Below are 22,186 nucleotides of genomic sequence, written 5' to 3'. Positions count from 1 at the left end.
ACTGCTATTGGAACAGCCCCATGACCTCCCGAAAAATCCTCCCCCTGGCCGGTCTGGCACTCGGCCTGCTGGCCGACCCCCTGCTCGCCGAAGAACCGCAAACCCTGGAGCTGGAAACCACCCGCATCAGCACCGAGTACGAGTCCGCCACCGGTCCGGTCAAGGGCTACCGGGCCACCCGCTCGGCCAGTGCCACCAAGACCGATACGGCAATCCGCGATATCCCGCAGTCCGTCAGCGTGATCCCCGCCAGCGTGCTCAAGGACCTGGGCAGCCACAATGTCGAACGCGCCCTGGAGTTTGCCGGCGGAGTCGCCAAGCAGAACAACTTCGGCGGTCTGACCCTGTATGAATACAGCGTGCGCGGCTTCACCACCTCGGAATTCTACAAGGACGGCTTCAGCGCCAACCGCGGTTACCCCAGCACCCCGGACGCCGCCAACATCGAGCGCATCGAAGTGCTCAAGGGCCCGGCCGCCAGCCTCTATGGCCGTGGCGACCCCGGCGGCACGGTGAACATCGTGACCAAGAAACCCCAGCCCGAAGCCTTCACCACCCTGCAGACCAGTGCCGGCAGCTGGGACCGCTACCGCACCGCCCTGGACCTCAACACCCCGCTGGATGCCGAGGGCGACCTGCTGTCCCGGGTCAACCTGGCGGTGGAGGACAACCACAGCTTTCGCGACCACGTCGACAGTCGCCGGGTGTTCGTCGCCCCCTCCTTCAGCTGGCAGTTGAACCCGGACACCAACCTGCTGGTGGAAAGCGAATTCGTGCGCCACAGCTCGACCTTCGACCGCGGCATCGTCGCCCCCAACAACCGCTGGAGCGGCGTCTCGCGCTCGACCTTCCTCGGCGAACCCAGCGACGGCAACATCGACAACCACAACACCATGCTCCAGGCCGCCCTGGAACATCACCTCAACGACAGCTGGAAGCTGCGCCTGGCCAGCCACTACAAGGAAGGCAAGTTGTGGGGCTTCGCCTCGGAAACCCGCCCGTTGAATGCCGACCAGCACACCGTCAACCGGCGCTATCGCGAGCGCGACAACAACTGGCACGACAGCATCACCCAGCTGGAACTGCGCGGCCTGTTCGACATCGGCAGTTGGCAGCACGAACTGCTGATCGGCAGCGAATACGAGAACTACCGCAAGAACGAGCGGGTCACCACCCTCGCCGGCGGCGCCTACGCTGTCGACATCTACGACCCGATCTACGGCCAGGCCAAGCCCAACGGCAAACGTTCCGGCACGGACTTTTTCGAGCATGTCGAAAGCCAGGCCCTCAACCTGCAGGACCAGATTATCTTCACCGATCGCCTGCGAGGCATGCTCGGTGCCCGCCTTGAACACTTCGAACAACGGATCGACGACCACACCAACGGCAAGCGCAGCCGCCAGAGCCACGACGCCCTGACCCAGCGTGCCGGCCTGCTCTATCAACTGACGCCGCAAGTGGGCCTGTTCGCCAACGCCTCCACCTCGTTCAAGCCCAACAACGGGCTGGATGCGGCCGGCAAGACCTTCAAGCCCGAGGAAGGGGTCGGTTATGAAGTGGGGATCAAGAGCGAGCTGTTCGACGAGCGTCTGAGCGCCACCCTCGCCGCCTTCCGCATCGACAAGGAAAACGTCCTGGCCCTGGACCCCGGCAGCGACTTCAGCCGAGCCGTGGGCAAGGCCCGCAGTCAGGGCTTGGACATGCAAGTGAGCGGCCAGTTGACTGACGCGGTGCGGGTGATTGGTGCTTATGCGCTGATCGATGCCGAAGTGACCAAGGGCGACCAGACGATCCCGACCGGCAGTCGCATACTCGGCGTGGCCAAGCACAGTGGCAGCTTGCTGGGCGTCTATGAGTTCCAGGACGGACGATTCAAAGGCTCGGACGTCGGCGCCGCCCTGACCTACGTCGGCGATCGCTCCGGCGAGGCCGGCGGCAGCTTCGAGCTGCCGGCCTATCGCACCCTGGACCTGCTGGCCCATTACAAGGCCAGCGACAACCTGACCCTGGGCCTGAACCTGAACAACCTGTTCGACGAGAAGTACTACGAGCGCTCCTACAGCAACTACTGGGTCACGCCCGGCGAGCCGCGCAACTTCACCGTCAGCCTGACACTCAACCTGTAGCCGGAAATCGCCATGCACAACCTCATATCAATCGCCCTGCTGGGCCTGCTCGCCACCCTGGGTACAACCCAGGCCTCGGCCCACGGTCTGTGGACCGAACAGCGTCGCGGCAATATCGAAGTGATCTACGGCCACGGCGCCGAAGACGACGCCTTCAAGGCCCAGAAGATCAGTGGTGCCTGGGCCTACGACGCGGCGGCCAGAATGATTCCAGTGACCGTGCAACGCCTGGCTGACCATGCGCGCCTGCAACCACTCAAGCCACCGGCGGTGCTGGCCGTGGTGCTGGACAACGGTCCCTGGTCACAAACGGCGGACAAACGCTGGGTCAACCAGGGGCGCAGCAAAGTTGCGGGGGCCATCGCCTCGACCCACACCTTCAAGTACAGCCTGGCGATCTATCAAGCGGGGGCGAAGCTGCCAAAGCTGGAACAGCTCAAGCTGCTGATCCTGCCGGAAGTCGACCCGCTGACCGTGGGCCAGGGCAATAGCCTGCCGGTGCGGGTACTGCTGGATGGGCAGCCCGTGGCTGGGGTCAAGTTGATCGGCGACTACCGCAATGCACCGAGCACCCTGAGCACCGAAACCGATGCCCAGGGACGCGCTCAAGTGTTGGTGAGAAATGAAGGCTTGAACGTGATTGCCGCAGAGCTTGAAGTGCCGCTCAAGGACGACCCGGATGTGGCTTCACGCGGCCTGTTCAGCTCCCTGACCTTCCTCGGCGAGCCGCACCACGAGTGAGAGCAGCCGGGGGGCTGCAACTACAAGCGGCAAGCTTGTAGCTGCAGGCGAGAGGCTCCAAGCATTGGCTCTGGGCTTCTAATTTGCAGCTTGCGGCTTAAAGCTGCCCCAACCCGTCGATCAGGGCCTGGTTCTGCTCCGGCGTGCCGATGCTGATGCGCAGGAATTGGGCGATCCGTTCCTGCTTGAAGTGACGCACGATCACCCCTTGCTCACGCAGCTTGGCCGCCAGGCCGGCTGCGTCGTGCTGCGGGTGGCGGGCAAAGATGAAGTTGGCCGCCGACGGCAGCACTTCAAAACCCTTGGCCTGCAACTGCGCCACCACCCACTCGCGGCTTTCGATCACCAGCTGACAGGTCTTGGCAAAGTACTCGCGGTCCTCGAAGGCCGCCGCTGCACCCACAATGGCCAGGCGATCCAGCGGGTAGGAGTTGAAGCTGTTCTTGATCCGCTCCAGGGCCTCGATCAGGTCCGGATGCCCCACTGCCAGGCCCACCCGCAAGCCGGCCAGGGAGCGCGACTTGGACAGGGTCTGGGTCACCAGCAGGTTGGGATAGCAGTCCACCAGGCTGATGGCAGTCTGGCCACCGAAGTCGATATAGGCTTCGTCCACGACCACCACCGAATCCGGGCTGGCCTGGAGGATCTGCTCCACCGCGTCCAGGGCCAGCAGGCAGCCGGTGGGCGCATTCGGGTTAGGGAAGATGATCCCGCCGTTGGGCTGGGCGTAGTCGGCCACACGGATCTGGAACTGTTCGTCCAGGGGCACCGTCTGGTAGTCGATGCCGTACAGGCCGCAATACACCGGGTAGAAGCTGTAGCTGATGTCCGGGAACAGCAGCGGCTTATCCTGCTGCAGCAGGCCATGGAAAATGTGCGCCAGGACTTCGTCGGAACCGTTGCCAAGGAACACCTGATTGCCCTGCACCCCGTAATAGCGGGCCACCGCCTGCTTGAGCAGGTCGCTGTTGGGATCGGGATACAGGCGCAGGTTGTCGTTGAGCTCGGCCTGCATCGCCGCCAGGGCCTTGGGCGACGGGCCATAGGGGTTTTCGTTGGTGTTGAGCTTGACCAGCTTGGTCAGCTTGGGTTGCTCGCCCGGCACGTAGGGCACCAGGTTCTTGACGAACGGACTCCAGAATTTGCTCATGTTCATTGCCCCTGATCTTGGTCGTCGACGATGCGGTATTCGGCGCTGCGGGCGTGGGCGGTCAGCGACTCGCCACGGGCCAGCACCGAGGCGGTCCGGCCCAGCTCGGACGCACCCTGCTCGGAGCAGAAGATGATCGACGAGCGTTTCTGGAAGTCATACACCCCCAGCGGTGAGGAGAAACGTGCAGTACCGGACGTGGGTAGCACGTGGTTCGGCCCGGCGCAGTAATCGCCCAGCGCCTCGGAGGTGTGACGGCCCATGAAGATCGCCCCGGCGTGGCGGATCTGCGGCAGCCAGGCTTGCGGGTCGGCCACCGACAGCTCCAGGTGCTCGGGGGCAATGCGGTTGGCCACGTCCATGGCTTGCTGCATGTCGCGAACCTGGATCAGGGCGCCACGGCCATTGATCGAGGTGTTGATGATTTCCGCACGCTCCATGGTCGGCAGCAACTTGGCGATGCTCGCCGCCACCTTGTCCAGGAACTCGGCGTCCGGGCTGACCAGGATCGCCTGGGCGTCTTCGTCGTGTTCGGCCTGGGAGAACAGGTCCATGGCGATCCAGTCCGGATCGGTCTGGCCGTCGCAGACCACGAGGATCTCCGACGGACCGGCGATCATGTCGATGCCGACCTGGCCGAACACATGGCGCTTGGCGGTGGCCACATAGATGTTGCCCGGGCCGACCACCTTGTCCACCTGGGGCACGCTTTCGGTGCCGTAGGCCAGCGCGGCCACGGCCTGGGCGCCGCCGATGGTGAAGACTCGGTCGACCCCGGCAATGCAGGCCGCCGCCAGCACCAGCTCATTGACCTCGCCGCGCGGGGTCGGCACTACCATCACCACCTCGGTCACGCCCGCCACCTTGGCCGGGATCGCGTTCATCAGCACCGACGACGGGTAGGAAGCCTTGCCCCCCGGCACGTACAGGCCGGCGCGGTCCAGCGGCGTGACCTTCTGGCCCAGCACCGTGCCGTCGGCCTCGGTGTAGCTCCAGGAGTCCTGCTTCTGTTTCTCGTGATAGCTGCGAACCCGCGCCGCGGCCTTTTCCAGGGCTTCGCGCTGGGCCACGGTGATTCGGGTCAGGGCCAGCTCCAGGCGCTCGCGCGGCAGGATCAGGTCGGCCATGGAGGCCACTTGCAGGCCGTCGAAACGCTGGGTGAACTCCACCAGCGCCGCGTCACCGCGCTCGCGCACGGCCTTGATGATGTCCAGCACCCGCTGATTGACCGAATCGTCAGAGACACTTTCCCAGCTCAGCAGATGATCCAGATGACGGGCGAAATCCGGGTCGGCAGCGTTGAGTCGGCGAATTGCAGTCGGAGCGGTCATAGCGAAGGCCTCAATGATTGGCGAGTGCACAAAAGGGCAAGCTTGGATTTGCAAAGCTCAGGCGCCGCAAGACTACCAAGCCATCCGCGTGGGCACCTGAGCATTCTGGCTATGACGCGGATAGATGGGCGCGGCTCAAGGCCACGCATGTGAATCAGCCGCGGTGTCGCGATTCCACTGCCTTGCGCAGGGTGTCGATCAACGCCTGGATACGGGCGTGCTGCATCTTCATCGATGCCTTGTTGACCACCAGGCGGGAGCTGATGGTGGCGATCAGTTCCTGGGGCTCCAGGCCGTTGGCCCGCAGGGTGTTGCCGGTGTCGACCACGTCGATGATCTTGTCCGCCAGACCGATCAGCGGTGCCAGCTCCATCGAGCCGTAGAGCTTGATGATGTCCACCTGGCGGCCCTGTTCGGCGTAGTAACGCTTGGCCACGTTGACGAACTTGGTGGCCACGCGCAGGCGCCCCTTGGGTTCGACAGCGCCAATGGCACCGGCGGTCATCAGCTTGCACTGGGCAATCTGCAGGTCCAGTGGTTCGTACAGGCCCTGGCCGGAGTACTCCATCAGGACGTCCTTGCCGGCCACCCCGAGGTCGGCAGCGCCATGCTCGACATAGGTCGGCACATCGGTAGCGCGCACGATCAGCAGGCGAACATCGTCCTGAGTCGTGGGGATGATCAGTTTGCGGCTCTTGTCCGGATTCTCGGTTGGCACGATGCCCGCTTCAGCCAGAAGCGGCAGCGTGTCGTCGAGGATACGGCCCTTGGACAGTGCGATGGTCAACATGAGTAACGTAAGTCCTTCTGCGGCGACTGATGCCCGGACGCAAACGGCGCCAGACATGCGTCGAGCCTGAAGACAGGCTCGACGTGGAACAGATTCGGCTGTGGGCACCTCCCTGTGCCCGTCATGCTACTAGCCCGGTACGCGGCGGATCTTGGCGCCGAGCATCTGCAGCTTCTCTTCGATGCACTCGTAACCACGGTCGATGTGGTAGATGCGGTCGATCAGGGTGTCGCCTTCGGCCATCAGGGCCGAGATCACCAGGCTGGCCGAGGCCCGCAGGTCGGTGGCCATGACCGGCGCGCCCTTGAGGATTTCGGTGCCGGTGACGATCGCAGTGTTGCCTTCGACCTGGATCTTGGCGCCCATGCGGTGCAGTTCGTACACGTGCATGAAGCGGTTTTCGAAGATGGTTTCGATCACCGCGCCCGTGCCTTCGGCAATCGCGTTCAGGGAAATGAACTGCGCTTGCATGTCGGTCGGGAACGCCGGGTACGGAGCGGTACGCACGTTGACCGCCTTGGGGCGCTTGCCGTGCATGTTGAGCTCGATCCAGTCGCTGCCGGTGGTGACTTCGGCGCCTGCTTCCTTGAGTTTTTCCAGTACGGCTTCAAGGATGGTCGGATCGGTGTCCTTGACCTTGACCCGGCCGCCGGTGACGGCAGCCGCCACCAGGTAGGTGCCGGTTTCGATACGGTCGGGCATGACCTTGTAGATCGCCGAATGCAGACGCTCGACGCCATCGATGGTGATGGTGTCGGTGCCGGCGCCGGAAATCTTCGCGCCCATGGCGATCAGGAAGTTTGCCAGGTCGACGACTTCAGGTTCGCGGGCGGCGTTCTGCAGCACGCTGCGGCCCCGGGCCAACGCCGCGGCCATCATGATGTTCTCGGTACCGGTCACGCTCACGGTATCGAAGAAGAAGTTCGCGCCGCGCAGGCCGCCTTCAGGGGCCTTGGCCTTGATGTAGCCGCCTTCGACGTCGATCACCGCGCCCATGGCTTCCAGGCCGCGGATGTGCAGGTCAACCGGGCGCGAGCCGATGGCGCAACCGCCTGGCAGGGCCACTTCGGCCTCACCGAAGCGGGCAACCATCGGGCCCAGCACCAGGATCGAGGCGCGCATGGTTTTCACCAGCTCGTAAGGCGCCACCAGGGTCTTGATGGTGCGCGGGTCGATTTCGACACTGAGCTTCTCGTCGATCACCGGTTCGATGCCCATGCGACCGAACAGCTCGATCATGGTGGTGATGTCGTGCAGGTGCGGCAGGTTGGCCACGGTGACCGGGCCATCGCACAGCAGGGTTGCCGCCAGAATCGGCAGCGCGGAGTTCTTGGCCCCGGAAATGCGGATCTCGCCATCAAGGCGAACGCCGCCGGTAATAATCAATTTATCCATAACAGTCTCGACGCCCTTGGGCTCAGGTGCGCTCGGCCCAGGCCGCGCGGCTGAAAAATTTCATGGTGATCGCGTGGATGCTGCCATCGGCAATCCATGGATTCAAATGGGCATAGATGCTCTGCTGACGCTTGACCGGGCTCAAGGCCACCAGTTCGTCGCTAATCACGTTCAGCTGAAAGTTGCAGCCTTCGCCCTCAACTTCTACCTGAGCTCCGGGCAGCTTTCCCTCAAGAAAGCTCTTCACTTCGTTGGCCTGCATGCTCAACCTCAATCGGCGCCCTGTGCGCGCGGGTCGGACATCATACAAAAAAGCCCCGCGCCTGCGAACCCCGCATAGCAGGACTCTGACGGGGGGCTTCTATATAGATGTGGGTTACTACGGATGGAGGAGGATCTCGGTGACCCCGGATACCTCGGCGATTTCCCGCATGTCCTCGGGCAGGGCGCGAACGCTCACCGTCTTGCCCAGCCCCTGACCATCGCGAATGAAGGCCAGCAACAGGGCCAGACCGACACTGCTGGATTTTTCCACCGCCGAGCAATCGAGCACCAGGGCGGTGCCCGGGCTCGACTTGATCAGCGCCAGGCCCTGCTTGCGCAGGCCCGGGCCGCTGCGGTAATCCAGCACACCGCTGATCAGCAGCTCCCCGGCGTCACCCAGGCGTACGGCCGACTCACTCATTGTGCAGCCTTATGGGCGGCGTCTTCGGTGACTTCCTTGGCCTTGGCCACTTCGCCGGCCCAGCCGTCGATGGTCTTGTCCAGGTTGTTGCCGTTGCGCTGCATGGCGTCGGCGAACTGATCACGGAACAGCTTGCCGATGTTGATGCCGTTGATGATCACGTTACGCACTTTCCACTCGTCGTTGATCTTTTCCAGGGTGTAGGACACCGGATAGATAGCGCCGTTGTTGCCTTTGACCTGCATGTCCACGCTGGTACGGGTGCCGCTTTCATCCTTGGCCGGAGAAACGGTGATGCCCTGGTTGTTGTACTCGAGCAAGGCGTTGCCATAGAACTGCATCAGGCTGCGCTTGAAGTTCTCCTGGAAGCGCGCCATCTGCTCCGGTGTGGCCTTGCGCGAATACTTCACGGTCATGATGCTGCGGGAGATGCCGTCGGCATCCACCACCGGACCGACAATGCCGTTCAGGGCGTTGTAGAAATCGTTCGGGCTTTGCTTGTACTTTTCCTTGTTGGCCGCCAGATCCGCCAGCAGGCGGGTGGTGGTGTCCTGCACCAGATCGTGTGCGGAAGGTGCACCGGCCGCATTGGCCAGCAACGGCAGGGCCGCCAGCAGCACCAACAGGCCACGTCGCAAGATAGAGATCATCGAAAAACTCCTCATTTGGCGTCTTTGCTAACGGTATTGAGCAGGAATTTACCGATCAGGTCCTCCAGCACCAGCGACGACTGGGTGTCGTGGATGGTCCCGCCATCCTTGAGCAAGGCTTCTTCCCCGCCCACGCTGATACCGATGTATTTCTCACCCAACAGGCCAGCCGTCAGGATAGATGCAGTGGAGTCAGTCGGCAGATTATCCACACGTTTTTCCAGTTGCATGGTGACCCGACCGGTGAAGCTGTCGCGGTCCAGATCGATCGCCGTGACCTTGCCGATGGTTACCCCGGCCATGGTCACCTTAGCTCTGACCGTCAAACCGGCGATATTGTCGAAGTAGGCGTAAAGCTTGTAGGTATCGGTGCTTGCGCTCGGAGACAAGCCACTGACTCGCAGGGCAAGCAACAGCAAAGCCAGGATGCCGGCCAGCAGGAAAAGGCCGACACCGATTTCCAGGGTGCGGTTTTGCATCAGAAATCTCCAAACATCAAGGCGGTCAGAATAAAGTCCAAGCCGAGTACGGCCAACGAGGCGTACACCACGGTCTTGGTAGTGGCACGGCTGATCCCCTCTGAGGTGGGCTCACAGTCGTAGCCTTGGAATACGGCGATCCAGGTCACTACAAACGCAAAAACGATACTCTTGATCACACCATTGAGTACGTCACCGCTGAAGGTCACGCTGTTCTGCATGTTCGACCAGTAGGAACCTTCATAGACACCCAGCCAGTCCACGGCAACCCAAGAGCCGCCCCAGATGCCCACCACGCTGAAAATCATCGCCAGCAGCGGCAGGGAGATGAAACCGGCCCACAGGCGTGGCGCGATGATGTACTTGAGCGGGTCGACCCCGATCATCTCCAGGCTGGAGAGCTGCTCGGTGGATTTCATGTTGCCGATCTCGGCAGTCAGCGCCGAACCGGCACGACCGGCAAACAGCAGCGCGGTAACCACCGGTCCCAGCTCACGCAACAGGGTCAGGGCGACCATCTGCCCCACCGCCTGCTCCGAACCGTAGCTGGAGAGAATGTTGAAGCCCTGCAGCGCCAGCACCATGCCGATGAAGACTCCGGACACGACGATGATCACCAGGGACATCACGCCCACGGAGTGCAGTTGCTTGATCAGCAGGCCGAAACTGCCGCCGATGCCGCCACGTCCCAGCAGCGCGTGAAACAGGAACAGGGTGGAACGCCCCAGTACCGCCAGGACATCGATGCCTGAGCGACCGAAGAGGCGAACCCTCTCGATTAGCGATATTTTGCGCATCAGCGCTTCCCCAGAAGATCTGCGCGGTAATCCGTCGCTGGAAAGTGAAACGGCACCGGGCCGTCGGGATCCCCCTTCATGAATTGACGGATACGCGGATTGTCGGAGTCCATCAGTTCGTCAGGAGTTCCCTGACCCAATACCTGGCCATCACCGACTAAATAGAGGTAATCGGCAATGCTCGCGGTTTCCGCAAGATCGTGGGACACCACGATGCTGGTAATGCCCAGGGCATCGTTGAGCAGGCGGATCAGCCGCACCAGGACGCCCATGGCGATCGGGTCCTGACCCACGAAGGGTTCGTCGTACATGAGAATCTGCGGGTCCAGGGCGATGGCCCGGGCCAGGGCGACCCGACGCTTCATGCCGCCGGACAGCTCGTCGGGCATCAGGTCGACGGCACCACGCAGGCCCACCGCCTGCAGCTTGAGCAGGACAATGTCGCGAATCATCTCGTCCGGCAGTTCGGTATGCACCCGCAGCGGAAAAGCCACGTTCTCGAACACATCCAGATCGGTAAACAGTGCGCCACTCTGAAACAGCACGCCCATTTGCTTGCGCGCATCGAACAGATCGCTGCGCGAGAGGGTCGGCAGATTCTGGCCGTTGACCCACACTTCGCCGCTGCTGGGCCGCAACTGCATGCCCATCAAGCGCAACAGGGTGGTTTTTCCGCAGCCGGAAGGCCCCATGATGCCGGTGACCTTGCCCCGCGGAATACGGATATCCACGTTATTGAAAATGCTGCGCGCACCGCGCTTGAAGGACAGTCCCTTCAGCTCGACCGCGTAGGCGTTATCGGCACTCATCTAAACTCCTTGCGATGCAGCCTATCACTCGGACGCTTGGCTCCCTGCCGGGAGTACGTGCCCCTGGGCAGGCCGAACTGGCGGCGAACTATATCACTGCTGATACGACGCCCCCAAGGCCGAAGCCGTGAACGTTCAGGTCCAGGACAGGCGAAATCGGAGGAATCCTGATACCGGACGGACAAAGGCTGACGAACTTGCGTGAGGGATTTGTTCATTACCGCTATAATCGCCGCCTTTTCATCGGGCTATACGATTTCAGACATGAGCCAATCCAGCGACCTGATTCAATCAGCACAACGCACCATCCGCCTCGAACTTCAGGCCGTAGAAGGCTTGCTGCCCCATATCGACGCAGATTTCGTACGCGCTTGCGAGATGATTCTGGCCAGCAAAGGCCGAGTGGTCGTGGTCGGCATGGGCAAGTCCGGGCACATCGGCAACAAGATCGCCGCGACCCTGGCGAGCACCGGAACCACCGCTTTCTTTGTCCATCCGGCCGAAGCCAGCCACGGCGACATGGGCATGATCACCCGCGACGACGTGATCCTGGCCCTCTCTAACTCCGGCTCCACCAACGAAATCGTCACCTTGCTGCCGCTGATCAAGCGCCTGGGCATCCAATTGATCAGCCTGACCGGCAACCCCGAGTCGCCGCTGGCCAAGGCCGCCGACGTCAACCTGAATGTGCATGTCGAACACGAGGCCTGCCCGCTGAACCTGGCCCCCACCTCCTCGACCACCGCAGCCCTGGTGATGGGCGACGCCCTGGCCGTGGCCCTGCTGGAAGCCCGCGGTTTCACCGCCGAAGACTTCGCCTTCTCCCATCCTGGAGGCGCCCTGGGCCGCCGCCTGCTGCTCAAGGTCGAGAACGTGATGCACGAAGGCAACGACCTGCCACAGGTGCAACGGGGCACCCTGCTCAAGGATGCGCTCATGGAAATGACCCGCAAGGGCCTGGGCATGACCGTGATCCTCGAGGCCGACGGCCGCCTGGCCGGGATCTTCACCGACGGCGACCTGCGCCGCACCCTGGATCGCGCCATCGATATCCACCACGCCACCATCGATTCGGTCATGACCCCTCATGGCAAGACCGCCCGTGCCGATATGCTGGCCGCCGAAGCCCTGAAGATCATGGAAGACCATAAAATCAGCGCCCTGGTGGTGGTGGACAAGGAAGACCGGCCGATCGGCGCCTTGAACATGCACGACCTGCTGCGCGCGGGAGTGATGTAAATGAGTGCCGACCTGCTGCAACGCGGTAAACACATCAAGCTGGCGGTCTTCGACATCGATGGCGTCCTGACCGACGGTCGCCTGTACTTCCTTGAAGACGGCAGCGAGTTCAAGACCTTCAATACCCTCGATGGCCAAGGCATCAAGATGCTCATGGCCGCCGGAGTGCAGACCGCGATCATCAGCGGGCGCAAGACCCCGGTGGTGGAACGCCGCGCCAAGAACCTGGGGATCCCCCATCTGTACCAGGGCCGCGAAGACAAGCTGGTGGTACTGGACGAGCTTCTTGCCCAACTGGGCCTAAGCTATGAACAGGTCGCCTACCTGGGTGACGACCTGCCCGACCTGCCGGTGATCCGCCGTGTCGGCCTGGGCATGGCGGTGGCCAACGCTGCCAGCTTTGTCCGCGAACACGCCCACGGCATTACTGTTGCCCGCGGCGGCGAAGGTGCCGCACGGGAGTTCTGCGAGCTGATCCTGCGCGCCCAGGATCGCCTTGAAGCAGCCAATGCCGCTTATTTATAGAGCCCTCCCATGCTGAGTAAAAAGATTCGCACCATCCTGATCTTCGGGACCATCGCCCTGCTGTTCGCGGCGGTCGGCTACTGGAACATCAGCCCGGAACGCTTCCTCGACAAGCCAGTGGTGCAGGTCGACGAGAGCGCCATCGACTATTACGCGATCAACGCCCGCAGTGTGCAGTACCTGCCCGACGGCAAACTGCAGTACGAAATGACCTCGGACAAGGTCGAACACATCAAGGCCAGCGAAGTGACAATGCTGACCAAGCCCGACCTGCAGATGTACCGCGGCACCACTTATCCCTGGCACGTCCAGAGCGAGCGCGGCGAAGTCAATCCGGACGGCACCGAGGTCGAGCTGATCGACTCGGTTCGGGTTTCCCGCACCGACGAGCACAACCGCAACCTGCTGATCACCACCAGCCGCATGACAGTATTCCCGCAGAAGCAATATGCGCAGACCGAGCAAGCCGTTAGAATCGACGGCGCCGACGGCGTGACCACTGCCAAGGGAATGAAAGCGTATTTGAAAGACGGCAGGATGAACCTGCTATCGAACGTAAGAGGACAGTATGAGGCTCGTTAAAACCCTCCCTATTTTGCTCAGTCTGGGCGCAGCACTGGGAAGCGTGAGCGCCTGGGCTCTGCCGAACGATAGCCAACAGCCAATCCGCATTCAGGCCGACGACGCCCAGCTGGACGACAAGAACGGCGTGGCCACCTACAAGGGCGATGTGATCATCACCCAGGGCTCGATGAAGATCACCGGCAACACCGTGACCATCACCCGATCCAAGACTGGCGAAATCGATGTCGTGACGTCGGTGGGCAACCTGGCCTACTTCGAGCAGCTGCAGAAGCAGACCGACCCGAAACCGGTCCAGGCCTACGCCGTGACCATCCAGTACCATGCCCAGCAGAACCGCATCGTGCTGATCGACAAGGCCAAGGTCATCAACGACGGCAACACCACCGAAGGCGAGAAAATCGTCTACGACACCGTCAAGCAAGTGGCTAACGCCGGTCGCGCCAACGGCAGCTCGGTCACCGCGCCACGTCCGCGGATCGACATGGTCATCCAGCCGAAAAAGAAAACCGACGAGCAAAAGGCCCAGTAATGGCAACTCTGAAAGCCCAGCACCTGGCCAAGAGCTACAAGAGCCGCCAGGTCGTGCGTGATGTCAGCCTGTCCATCGACAGCGGGCAGATCGTCGGCCTGCTCGGCCCCAACGGCGCCGGCAAGACCACCTGCTTCTACATGATCGTCGGTCTGGTCCAGGCTGATCAGGGCCGCGTCCTGATCGACGACCTGGATGTCAGCCACCAACCGATGCACGGTCGCGCCCGCGCCGGTATCGGCTATCTGCCTCAGGAAGCCTCGATCTTTCGCAAGCTGTCGGTCGCAGACAACATCATGGCCATCCTCGAGACCCGCAAGGAGCTCGACAAGGCCGGCCGCCGCCAGGAGCTGGAAAGCCTGCTGCAGGAATTCCACATCAACCACATCCGCGACAATCTCGGCATGAGCCTGTCCGGTGGCGAGCGCCGCCGCGTGGAAATCGCCCGGGCGCTGGCGACCGCACCCAAGTTCATCCTGCTGGACGAACCCTTCGCCGGTGTCGACCCGATCTCGGTCGGCGATATCAAGCAGATCATCCATCACCTGAAGGCCAAAGGCATCGGTGTACTGATCACTGACCACAACGTCCGGGAAACCCTGGACATCTGTGAGACTGCCTATATCGTCAATGACGGGCAACTGATCGCCGAGGGCGACTCCGAGACCATCCTGGCCAACGAACTGGTCAAGGAAGTCTATCTGGGCCATGAGTTCCGCCTGTAACGGCTGAGGTGTCGGGCCAGACGCCAGAGCGCCGCAAACGATAAATCCCCACAAACTTTATTGTTACAGCGCTCTAGGCAAACACTTCAGTTTCAGGCATATAATTTGCTTATGTTTGGCGCTTCGGCGCCCTGTAGTGGATGGCGCATGTGCGCCGGCAAATAAGGTGTTAAGCCCCTGCCATGAAACCATCGCTAGTCCTGAGAATGGGCCAGCAGCTGACGATGACACCGCAGCTGCAACAGGCCATCCGCCTGCTCCAATTGTCGACCCTGGACCTGCAACAGGAAATCCAGGAAGCCCTGGAGTCCAATCCGATGCTCGAACGCCAGGAAGACGGCGACGACTTCGACAACAGCGACCCCCTGGCCGACAACACCGAGTCCAAACCCAATACCGAAATCCAGGAACCCTCCTACCAGGAAACCGCCCCCACGGTGGACAACCTCGAGGAAGGCGAATGGAACGAACGCATCCCCAACGAGTTGCCGGTGGATACCGCCTGGGAAGACGTCTACCAGACCAGCGCCAGCAGCCTGCCCAGCAGCGATGACGACGAGTGGGACTTCACCACTCGCACATCGGCCGGAGAAAGCCTGCAGAGCCACCTGCTCTGGCAACTGAACCTGGCCCCGATGTCGGACACCGATCGCCTGATCGCCGTGACCCTGATCGATTGCATCAACAATCAGGGCTACCTGGACGAAACCCTTGAGGAGATCCTCGAGGCCTTCGATCCGGAGCTGGACATCGAGCTGGACGAGATCGAAGCCGTCCTGCATCGCATCCAGCAATTCGAACCTGCCGGCATCGGCGCACGCAATCTGGGCGAATGCCTGCTCCTGCAGTTGCGCCAGCTGCCGGCGAAAACTCCCTGGCTGAGCGAGGCCCAGCGCCTGGTCAGCGATTACATCGACCTCCTGGGCAGTCGCGACTACAGCCAGTTGATGCGTCGCATGAAGCTCAAGGAAGACGAACTGCGCCAGGTCATCGAACTGGTGCAAAGTCTCAACCCGCGTCCCGGCTCGCAGATCGAATCCAGCGAAGCCGAGTACGTGGTTCCGGACGTCATCGTGCGCAAGGACAACGAGCGCTGGTTGGTGGAGCTGAACCAGGAATCCGTGCCACGCCTGCGGGTCAACGCACAGTACGCCGGTTTTGTTCGCCGCGCCGACACCAGCGCCGACAACACCTTCATGCGCAATCAGTTGCAGGAAGCCCGCTGGTTCATCAAGAGCCTGCAGAGCCGCAACGAAACCCTGATGAAAGTGGCCACCCAGATCGTCGAGCACCAACGGGGCTTCCTCGAATATGGCGACGAAGCCATGAAACCCCTGGTTCTGCATGACATTGCCGAAGCGGTCGGCATGCACGAATCAACGATTTCCCGGGTGACCACGCAAAAATTCATGCATACCCCCCGGGGCATATATGAACTGAAATACTTTTTCTCCAGCCACGTCAGCACCTCGGAAGGCGGCGAATGCTCGTCCACGGCAATCCGCGCGATCATCAAAAAACTGGTGGCTGCGGAAAATCAGAAAAAGCCGTTGAGTGACAGCAAGATCGCTGGTTTACTGGAGGCACAAGGCATTCAGGTAGCCCGCCGGACCGTCGCCAAGTACCGCGAATCCCTTGGGATCGCGCCTTCCAGCGAACGGAAGCGGTTGATGTAACCGCCGGGCCGGCCACAGCGTTTCGGAGTGTGCCTGCAAGCTGGCTGAGCCAGCTGGTTGCAGGCATGGTCTAGGTGGCAGGCACCTCAGCCTGCCGCGTTATGCACTGGCAACGAAGGAGAAGCTGTATGCAAGTCAACATCAGTGGACACCAACTCGAAGTGACTGAACCTCTGCGCGCTTACATCGGCGAAAAACTCGACCGGCTGGAGCGGCATTTCGACAAGATTACCAATGTGCAGGTCACCATGGCCGTCGAGAAACTGAAGCAGAAAATCGAAGCCACCCTGCACATCCACGGTGGGGAGGTCGTCGCCAATGCAGAACATGACGATATGTATGCCGCAATCGACCTGCTCACGGACAAGCTTGACCGCCAACTGAAAAAGCATAAGGAAAAGCAACTCCACCTTCTCCAAGGCACACAGGGTCGCTAACACTCCCCTCCCATGATCCGACTTGAAAGCATCCTGACCCCCGGCCGTTCCCTGGTGAACGTGCCGGGCGGCAGTAAAAAACGCGCCCTCGAACAAATTGCCAACCTGATCAGCCGTGAAGTGCCTGATCTGGAGATGCAGGACGTCTTCGAGAGCCTGATCGCCCGCGAAAAACTAGGCTCCACCGGTTTTGGCAATGGCATCGCCATTCCCCACTGCCGCCTCAAAGGCTGCGAGTCGCCCATCAGTGCACTGATGCACCTGGACGCTCCCATCGATTTCGACGCCATCGACGGCGCCCCGGTCGACCTGCTGTTCGTCCTGCTGGTCCCGGAAGCCGCCACCGATGCTCATCTGGAACTGCTGCGGCAGATAGCCAGCATGCTCGATCGCAAGGAAGTCCGCGATCGCCTGCGCAGTGCCACCAGCAACGAAGCCTTGTATCAGGTTGTCCTGGACGAGCAAAACGGTCAGTAATCATGCGCTTGATCATCGTCAGCGGCCGTTCCGGCTCAGGTAAAAGCACCGCCCTCGATGTTCTTGAGGACCACGGCTACTACTGCATCGACAACCTGCCCGCCGGCTTGCTGCCCGAGCTGGCCGAACGCGCATTGATTCACACTGAACTGGCGCAACCGCTGGTAGCGGTGTCCATCGACGCCCGCAACTTGCCCAGCCATCTGTCACGCTTCCCCGAACTGCTGGAAGAAGTGCGCAGCCGGCATATCCAGTGTGACGTTCTTTATCTGGATGCAGACGAGGAAACCCTGCTCAAGCGTTTCTCGGAAACTCGTCGTCGTCACCCGCTGAGCAGTGCCAATCGCTCACTGGCCGAAGCCATCCACGACGAAACCCAGCTGCTGGGCCCGATCGTCGATCTGGCCGACCTCAAGGTCAACACCACCAATCTGAACCTCTACCAACTGCGGGACACCATCAAGCTGCGCCTGTTGAACCAGCCGGAACCCGGCACCGCGTTCCTGGTGGAGTCCTTTGGTTTCAAGCGCGGCATGCCGGTGGATGCCGATCTGGTGTTTGACGTTCGCTGCCTGCCCAACCCGTATTGGAAACCCGAGCTGCGTGCCCAATCCGGACTGGACGCCCCGGTGGCGGAATACCTGGCTGCGCAACCCGATGTCGAAGAGATGTTCCAGGACATCGAAAGCTATCTGCTCAAGTGGCTGCCGCGCTTCGCCGCCAGCAACCGCGCCTACGTGACCATTGCCATTGGCTGCACCGGCGGGCACCACCGCTCCGTGTACCTGACCGAGCGCCTGGGCAAGGTGTTGCAAAAAACCCTGAAGAACGTCCAGGTTCGCCACCGCGACCTTAGCTGAAAGGATCTACCCCGCGATGCCAGCTCTGGAAATCGAGATCATCAACAAACTGGGCCTGCACGCCCGCGCCTCAGCCAAGTTCGTCGGCGTGGCCGGCCAGTTCCCCTGCCAGATCCGCGCCGGCAGGACCCCGGAATCCATGGTCGATGGCAAAAGCATCATGGCCATGATGATGCTCGCCGCCGGCAAGGGCACCAAGATCCACCTCAAGACCGAAGGCGAGCAGGAACAGGAAGCACTGGATGCACTGGTTGCCCTGATCAACAACTACTTCGACGAAGGCGAGTAAGCACGAGCGGCATTCAGGCCAGTGCGGTATCCATCACCATCATCAGGCAGAAACCGATACACAGGCCGAGACTGGCAAGCTTGTCATGGCCATTGCGACGCGACTCCGGAATCACTTCATGAGTGACCACCAGCAGCATCGCCCCCGCTGCCAGGGCCAGGCCCAAGGGCAGCAGCACCTGCGCCAGGCTCACCAGCCAGGCACAGAGCAAGGCAAAGACCGGCTCCACCAGGCCTGAAGCGGCGCCGATCAGGAACGCCTTGCCCCGCGACATCCCCGCCCCCGCCAACACCAGGGCAATCACCAGCCCTTCCGGTACATCCTGCAGGGCAATGCCCATGGCCAGACTGTCCGCATCCGGCATGCCACCTCCGGCCGACACCCCCACCGCCATCCCTTCAGGAATATTGTGGGCAATGATCGCGAAGACGAACAACCAGATCCGCGGGGCAATCACTGGATGCTCCGGCGTGCCCACCAGCAACTCCGGGCTGCCGCCGGAAATCTTGCGGTCCACCAGGAACAGAACAAGGGCCCCCAGCATGATGCCGGCACAGATCAGGCCGCTGGAGCCCCAGGCAGACAAGCCCAGGTCCTGGGCTGCGGCAATGCCGGGGACAACCAGTGAAAACGCCGTCGCCGCCAGCATCACTCCGGCACCAAACCCCAGCAGGGTGTCGCTCACCGCCACCGGCATTTGCCGGATTACCAGCACCGGGACCGCCCCCAGTGCCGTACCCAGCGCGCAAATGGAACCGCCTTGCAAGGCACGCAGCAGGCGCGGTTCCAGGCTTAGCCAGCTCAGCCCTTGAGCCACCAGCAAAGCGGTCCCCGCCAACAGCAACAGCGAACCGAAGGCATAGCGAAACATTCGTCCGCTGCTGATCGCCAGTGTTTCAGTGCCCATAGTCGGCCTTAGATCTTGTTTTCAGGAGAAGGGATCAAGCCATCGCGGCCCGGTAGCGCTGAGCCACTTCCGGCCAGTTGATCACGTTGTAGAACGCGTTGATGTATTCCGGCCGCCGGTTCTGATATCGCAGGTAATAGGCGTGCTCCCACACGTCCAGCCCCAGAATGGGCGTATTGCCGTTCATCAGCGGACTGTCCTGATTGCCGCTGCTTTCCACCACCAGCTTTTTCTCCGGGGTCACGCTGAGCCAGGCCCAGCCGCTGCCGAAACGGGTCAGCGCGGCCTTGGTGAAGGCCTCCTTGAAGCGTTCGAAACCGCCCAGTTGCTGCTCGATGGCCTGCCCCAAGGCACCTTCGGGCTGGCCACCGCCGGCCGGGGTCATGACGGCCCAGAACAGTGAATGATTGGCATGCCCACCACCCTGGTTGATCACTGCGGCCCGGAGCGGCTCAGGCAGTTGCTGGACGCTGGCCACCAGCTTGTCGATCTCCCAACCGGCCCATTCGGTGCCCTCCACTGCGGCATTCAGGTTGTTGATGTAGGTCTGGTGGTGCTTGCTGTAGTGAATCTCCATGGTCTGCGCATCGATGTGCGGCTCCAGGGCGTCGTAGGCGTAAGGCAGTGCAGGCAAGGTAAAGGACATATCAATGAACTCCGAAAAAGGTGCCGCCGGCGCGCGGGCTGTCGGTCGACAGGCCCGTGACGTTGCCGCCCAGCAAGCGATGAGTGCGGGGGTATTCACCGTGCTCGCCGATGAAATTCAGCAGCTCGACGTAAGTCTTGCTGCTCTGGCGCCAGGCCGCTTCGCGCAAGGCCGGGTTCAGGCGACTGTCCTGCATGGTCTGCAGCAGGCGCTGATGGATGGCACAGAGGTATTCCGCGCTCTCCTCCGGCTGGTTCAGGCGTAGATGCAGGTCCGCCAGGTTGTGATGGGAAATCACGCAGGCCGCCACCGCTTCGTCGGCATCCGCCCAGCGCTCGAACAACACCTGGGCCAGCGCCAGCGCCTGCAGGTAGAACTCGCGAGCATCCACCAGTTCGCCCTGCATAAAGAGACGATTGGCCCTTTCGATCGTGCGTTTCCAGTGCTCCATGGTGCGCCTCCAAATCGGTGTCGAGGGTTACAGGCCGCCTGCGGTGAGTTTTTCCGGATCCAGCAGAGTTTCGAGCTGGCTACGCGGCAGATCGGTGAGTTCCAACGCCACATCGATCACCGGCCGTCCCTGCCTGTAGGCGGTCTTGGCAATTTCCGCGGCCTTCTGGTAACCGATGATCGGGTTCAGGGCGGTGACCAGGATCGGGTTGCGCGCCAGCGCTTCCTTGAGCTTGGGCTCATTGACCTTGAAGCTGGCAATGGCCTTGTCCGCCAGCAGCCGGCTGGAGTTGGCCAGCAGCTCGATGCTGCCCAGCAGGTTCTGGGCGATGACCGGCAGCATCACATTGAGCTCGAAGTTGCCCGATTGGCCGGCAACGGTGATGGTGCTGTCGTTGCCAATGACTTGGGCGGCAACCATCGCCACCGCCTCCGGAATCACCGGATTGACCTTGCCCGGCATGATCGACGACCCCGGCTGCAACCCTTGCAGCTCAATCTCGCCCAACCCCGCCAGCGGGCCTGAGTTCATCCAGCGCAGGTCGTTGGCGATCTTCATCAACGACACCGCGGTGGCCTTGAGCTGACCGGATACCGTCACTGCGGTGTCCTGCGAACCGATCAGGGCGAACAGGTTCTTGCCCGGGGTGAACGGCACCTGGGTCAGGTGGCTCAACTGCTGGCAGAAGCGCGCAGCGAACTCGGGGTGGGCGTTGATCCCTGTGCCCACCGCGGTGCCGCCCTGGGCCAGGGCCTGCAGGCTCGGCAGCAGATCCTGCAAGTGAGCGATATTGGCCTTGAGCTGTTGCGCCCAGCCGTCCAGCACCTGGCTCATGCGCACCGGCATGGCGTCCATCAGGTGAGTACGCCCGGTCTTGATGAAGGGATGCACCTGCACCGCCTTGCGCTCGATGACGTCCACCAGGTGCACCAATGCCGGCAACAAGCGTTCGTGCAGGCTCAGGGCGGCGCTGACGTGAATGGTGGTGGGAATGATGTCGTTGCTGCTCTGACCACAGTTGACGTGGTCGTTGGGATTGACCGGTTCGCCCAACAGTCGGCCGGCCAGGGTCGCCAGCACTTCGTTGGCATTCATGTTGGAACTGGTACCGGAACCGGTCTGGAAGATGTCCACCGGGAAGTGCTGCATGAAGTCGCCTTCCAGGAGGCCCTGAGCGGCATCGACAATGGCCTTGCCCTGGGATTGGCTCAGCTGCCCCAGCTCGACGTTGGCCCGGGCCGCCGCGGCCTTGGCCAGGATCAGAGCCCGGATGAAGGCTGCCGGCATGCGCTGGCCGCTGATGGGAAAGTTATCCACCGCCCGCTGGGTCTGTGCGCCGTACAGCGCCTGCTCCGGGACCTGCAGTTCGCCCATGCTGTCACGTTCGATACGGAAGTTACTCATCGGGAAATCCTTGCACCAGTTCAATCAGGGGAATGGAAGGCAGCAGCGACACCGTCGCCAACCGCCAGGCATGGCTTTGCCAGCGCTTGAGCCGGCACTTGCACAAAGACAACCGCTCCATGTCGCGCAGCGGGCGCCAGGCCTGATCCAGGCACAGGCTGCGCCAGTGCCAGGGCAATGCGGTATCGGTAGCGGTATCGATCAATAAACGGAAGGAGGTTTCAGCGACGCGCCACGCCGACATGGAGGTGCAACACGCCAGATAGCGCCCTTCGGCCAGGTAGTGCTCAATCAGACGCGGCTCATCCGGCTCCAGCGCGCAACGGATCTGGCGACTCATCCAGCGCCAGCTTTCGAGGTAGGGCTGCTCGTGCAAGGCAGAACTCATGACCTGGGCTCATTGAATAATGATTTTCATTATTAAATGATATTGAGAATCAAATCAATCTGACTTGTACGATTTTTGCCCAACTTCTGTAGGAG

27 protein-coding genes are annotated in these 22,186 nt (G+C 61.8%); 12 read left to right on the top strand and 15 right to left on the bottom strand.

The genetic code is table 11. From position 1 onward, the window contains the following. Positions 1 to 20 precede the first annotated feature (20 nt). Together POS17_RS04680 and POS17_RS04675 are read left to right on the top strand one after the other, a co-directional pair. Positions 21 to 2,126, top strand: coding sequence for a TonB-dependent siderophore receptor (locus POS17_RS04680; RefSeq protein ID WP_060837557.1), 2,106 nt, complete (start codon positions 21 to 23; stop codon positions 2,124 to 2,126). 12 nt (positions 2,127 to 2,138) lie between these two features. Next, entirely contained in the window at positions 2,139 to 2,867 is a 729-nt protein-coding gene (locus POS17_RS04675; protein ID WP_060837556.1) for a DUF4198 domain-containing protein, read from the top strand. A gap of 97 nt (positions 2,868 to 2,964) precedes the next feature. On the opposite strand, the gene hisC is transcribed toward POS17_RS04675, so the two are convergent. The 10 genes from hisC to POS17_RS04625 form a co-directional block, all read right to left on the bottom strand. Continuing rightward, a complete protein-coding gene (gene hisC, locus POS17_RS04670; RefSeq protein WP_060841874.1) occupies positions 2,965 to 4,017 on the bottom strand; it encodes a histidinol-phosphate transaminase in 1,053 nt (350 codons plus the stop codon). 2 nt (positions 4,018 to 4,019) lie between these two features. Then, entirely contained in the window at positions 4,020 to 5,348 is a 1,329-nt protein-coding gene (gene hisD / locus POS17_RS04665; RefSeq protein WP_047283941.1) for a histidinol dehydrogenase, read from the bottom strand. A 154-nt stretch (positions 5,349 to 5,502) separates the two neighbouring features. Further along, the gene (gene hisG / locus POS17_RS04660) at positions 5,503 to 6,138 is read right to left on the bottom strand and encodes an ATP phosphoribosyltransferase (RefSeq protein WP_016968619.1); all 636 of its coding nucleotides are present in this window, start codon (positions 6,136 to 6,138) and stop codon (positions 5,503 to 5,505) included. Positions 6,139 to 6,267: 129 nt separating this feature from the next. Beyond that, the gene (murA, locus tag POS17_RS04655) at positions 6,268 to 7,533 is read right to left on the bottom strand and encodes a UDP-N-acetylglucosamine 1-carboxyvinyltransferase (protein WP_011059281.1); all 1,266 of its coding nucleotides are present in this window, start codon (positions 7,531 to 7,533) and stop codon (positions 6,268 to 6,270) included. A 22-nt stretch (positions 7,534 to 7,555) separates the two neighbouring features. After that, a complete protein-coding gene (locus tag POS17_RS04650; protein WP_016966651.1) occupies positions 7,556 to 7,795 on the bottom strand; it encodes a BolA family protein in 240 nt (79 codons plus the stop codon). 117 nt (positions 7,796 to 7,912) lie between these two features. Then, positions 7,913 to 8,218, bottom strand: a complete 306-nt coding sequence (locus POS17_RS04645; RefSeq protein ID WP_047301785.1) for an STAS domain-containing protein — start codon at positions 8,216 to 8,218, stop codon at positions 7,913 to 7,915. Continuing rightward, entirely contained in the window at positions 8,215 to 8,868 is a 654-nt protein-coding gene (locus POS17_RS04640; RefSeq protein WP_060837555.1) for an MlaC/ttg2D family ABC transporter substrate-binding protein, read from the bottom strand. Before POS17_RS04640 ends, POS17_RS04645 begins: the two co-directional genes overlap by 4 nt. 11 nt (positions 8,869 to 8,879) lie before the next feature. Next, a complete protein-coding gene (mlaD, locus tag POS17_RS04635; RefSeq protein WP_016966648.1) occupies positions 8,880 to 9,347 on the bottom strand; it encodes an outer membrane lipid asymmetry maintenance protein MlaD in 468 nt (155 codons plus the stop codon). Beyond that, a complete protein-coding gene (mlaE, locus tag POS17_RS04630) occupies positions 9,347 to 10,144 on the bottom strand; it encodes a lipid asymmetry maintenance ABC transporter permease subunit MlaE (protein ID WP_016966647.1) in 798 nt (265 codons plus the stop codon). Before mlaE ends, mlaD begins: the two co-directional genes overlap by 1 nt. Then, entirely contained in the window at positions 10,144 to 10,953 is an 810-nt protein-coding gene (locus POS17_RS04625) for an ATP-binding cassette domain-containing protein (protein ID WP_060837554.1), read from the bottom strand. The genes mlaE and POS17_RS04625 overlap by 1 nt, the downstream gene beginning before the upstream one ends. Positions 10,954 to 11,217: 264 nt before the next feature. On the opposite strand from POS17_RS04625, the gene POS17_RS04620 reads away from it, so the two are divergent. From POS17_RS04620 to POS17_RS04575, 10 genes are all read left to right on the top strand, one after another. Then, positions 11,218 to 12,192, top strand: a complete 975-nt coding sequence (locus POS17_RS04620) for a KpsF/GutQ family sugar-phosphate isomerase (protein WP_060837553.1) — start codon at positions 11,218 to 11,220, stop codon at positions 12,190 to 12,192. Beyond that, on the top strand, positions 12,193 to 12,717 hold the full coding sequence (locus tag POS17_RS04615) for a KdsC family phosphatase (RefSeq protein ID WP_060837552.1): 525 nt from the start codon (positions 12,193 to 12,195) through the stop codon (positions 12,715 to 12,717). Between the two features lie 9 nt (positions 12,718 to 12,726). Beyond that, the gene (lptC, locus tag POS17_RS04610) at positions 12,727 to 13,299 is read left to right on the top strand and encodes an LPS export ABC transporter periplasmic protein LptC (protein ID WP_060837551.1); all 573 of its coding nucleotides are present in this window, start codon (positions 12,727 to 12,729) and stop codon (positions 13,297 to 13,299) included. Further along, on the top strand, positions 13,286 to 13,831 hold the full coding sequence (gene lptA, locus POS17_RS04605; RefSeq protein WP_011059271.1) for a lipopolysaccharide transport periplasmic protein LptA: 546 nt from the start codon (positions 13,286 to 13,288) through the stop codon (positions 13,829 to 13,831). Before lptC ends, lptA begins: the two co-directional genes overlap by 14 nt. Then, on the top strand, positions 13,831 to 14,556 hold the full coding sequence (lptB, locus tag POS17_RS04600) for an LPS export ABC transporter ATP-binding protein (protein ID WP_011059270.1): 726 nt from the start codon (positions 13,831 to 13,833) through the stop codon (positions 14,554 to 14,556). Before lptA ends, lptB begins: the two co-directional genes overlap by 1 nt. A 182-nt stretch (positions 14,557 to 14,738) precedes the next feature. Continuing rightward, positions 14,739 to 16,232, top strand: a complete 1,494-nt coding sequence (locus POS17_RS04595) for an RNA polymerase factor sigma-54 (protein WP_016966643.1) — start codon at positions 14,739 to 14,741, stop codon at positions 16,230 to 16,232. A gap of 128 nt (positions 16,233 to 16,360) precedes the next feature. Then, positions 16,361 to 16,669 carry a ribosome hibernation-promoting factor, HPF/YfiA family gene (gene hpf, locus POS17_RS04590; RefSeq protein ID WP_060837550.1) on the top strand — a complete coding sequence of 103 codons (309 nt, stop codon included), beginning with the start codon at positions 16,361 to 16,363 and terminating at the stop codon, positions 16,667 to 16,669. 12 nt (positions 16,670 to 16,681) lie between these two features. After that, the gene (gene ptsN, locus POS17_RS04585; RefSeq protein ID WP_011059267.1) at positions 16,682 to 17,146 is read left to right on the top strand and encodes a PTS IIA-like nitrogen regulatory protein PtsN; all 465 of its coding nucleotides are present in this window, start codon (positions 16,682 to 16,684) and stop codon (positions 17,144 to 17,146) included. Positions 17,147 to 17,148: 2 nt separating this feature from the next. Continuing rightward, a complete protein-coding gene (gene rapZ / locus POS17_RS04580) occupies positions 17,149 to 18,006 on the top strand; it encodes an RNase adapter RapZ (RefSeq protein ID WP_016966640.1) in 858 nt (285 codons plus the stop codon). Positions 18,007 to 18,022: 16 nt separating this feature from the next. After that, positions 18,023 to 18,295 (top strand): HPr family phosphocarrier protein, encoded by a 273-nt coding sequence (locus tag POS17_RS04575; protein WP_060837549.1) that lies wholly within the window; start codon positions 18,023 to 18,025, stop codon positions 18,293 to 18,295. Positions 18,296 to 18,308: 13 nt separating this feature from the next. On the opposite strand, the gene POS17_RS04570 is transcribed toward POS17_RS04575, so the two are convergent. From POS17_RS04570 to POS17_RS04550, 5 genes are read right to left on the bottom strand one after another with little or no spacing between them, the layout of a single operon-like run. Then, positions 18,309 to 19,202, bottom strand: coding sequence for a ZIP family metal transporter (locus POS17_RS04570; protein ID WP_060837548.1), 894 nt, complete (start codon positions 19,200 to 19,202; stop codon positions 18,309 to 18,311). A gap of 34 nt (positions 19,203 to 19,236) precedes the next feature. Next, the gene (locus POS17_RS04565; protein WP_060837547.1) at positions 19,237 to 19,848 is read right to left on the bottom strand and encodes a superoxide dismutase; all 612 of its coding nucleotides are present in this window, start codon (positions 19,846 to 19,848) and stop codon (positions 19,237 to 19,239) included. Position 19,849: 1 nt separating this feature from the next. Further along, positions 19,850 to 20,299 (bottom strand): hypothetical protein, encoded by a 450-nt coding sequence (locus tag POS17_RS04560; protein ID WP_060837546.1) that lies wholly within the window; start codon positions 20,297 to 20,299, stop codon positions 19,850 to 19,852. Positions 20,300 to 20,326: 27 nt separating this feature from the next. Then, positions 20,327 to 21,703: a class II fumarate hydratase gene (locus POS17_RS04555; protein WP_060837545.1), complete on the bottom strand. Its 1,377-nt coding sequence runs from the start codon at positions 21,701 to 21,703 to the stop codon at positions 20,327 to 20,329. Then, positions 21,696 to 22,091, bottom strand: coding sequence for a hypothetical protein (locus POS17_RS04550; protein ID WP_060837544.1), 396 nt, complete (start codon positions 22,089 to 22,091; stop codon positions 21,696 to 21,698). The genes POS17_RS04555 and POS17_RS04550 overlap by 8 nt, the downstream gene beginning before the upstream one ends. Positions 22,092 to 22,186: the final 95 nt, after the last annotated feature.

This window comes from Pseudomonas sp. Os17 (genome assembly GCF_001547895.1).
GTDB lineage: Bacteria > Pseudomonadota > Gammaproteobacteria > Pseudomonadales > Pseudomonadaceae > Aquipseudomonas.
This window is presented reverse-complemented; position numbering and strand designations above follow the sequence as displayed.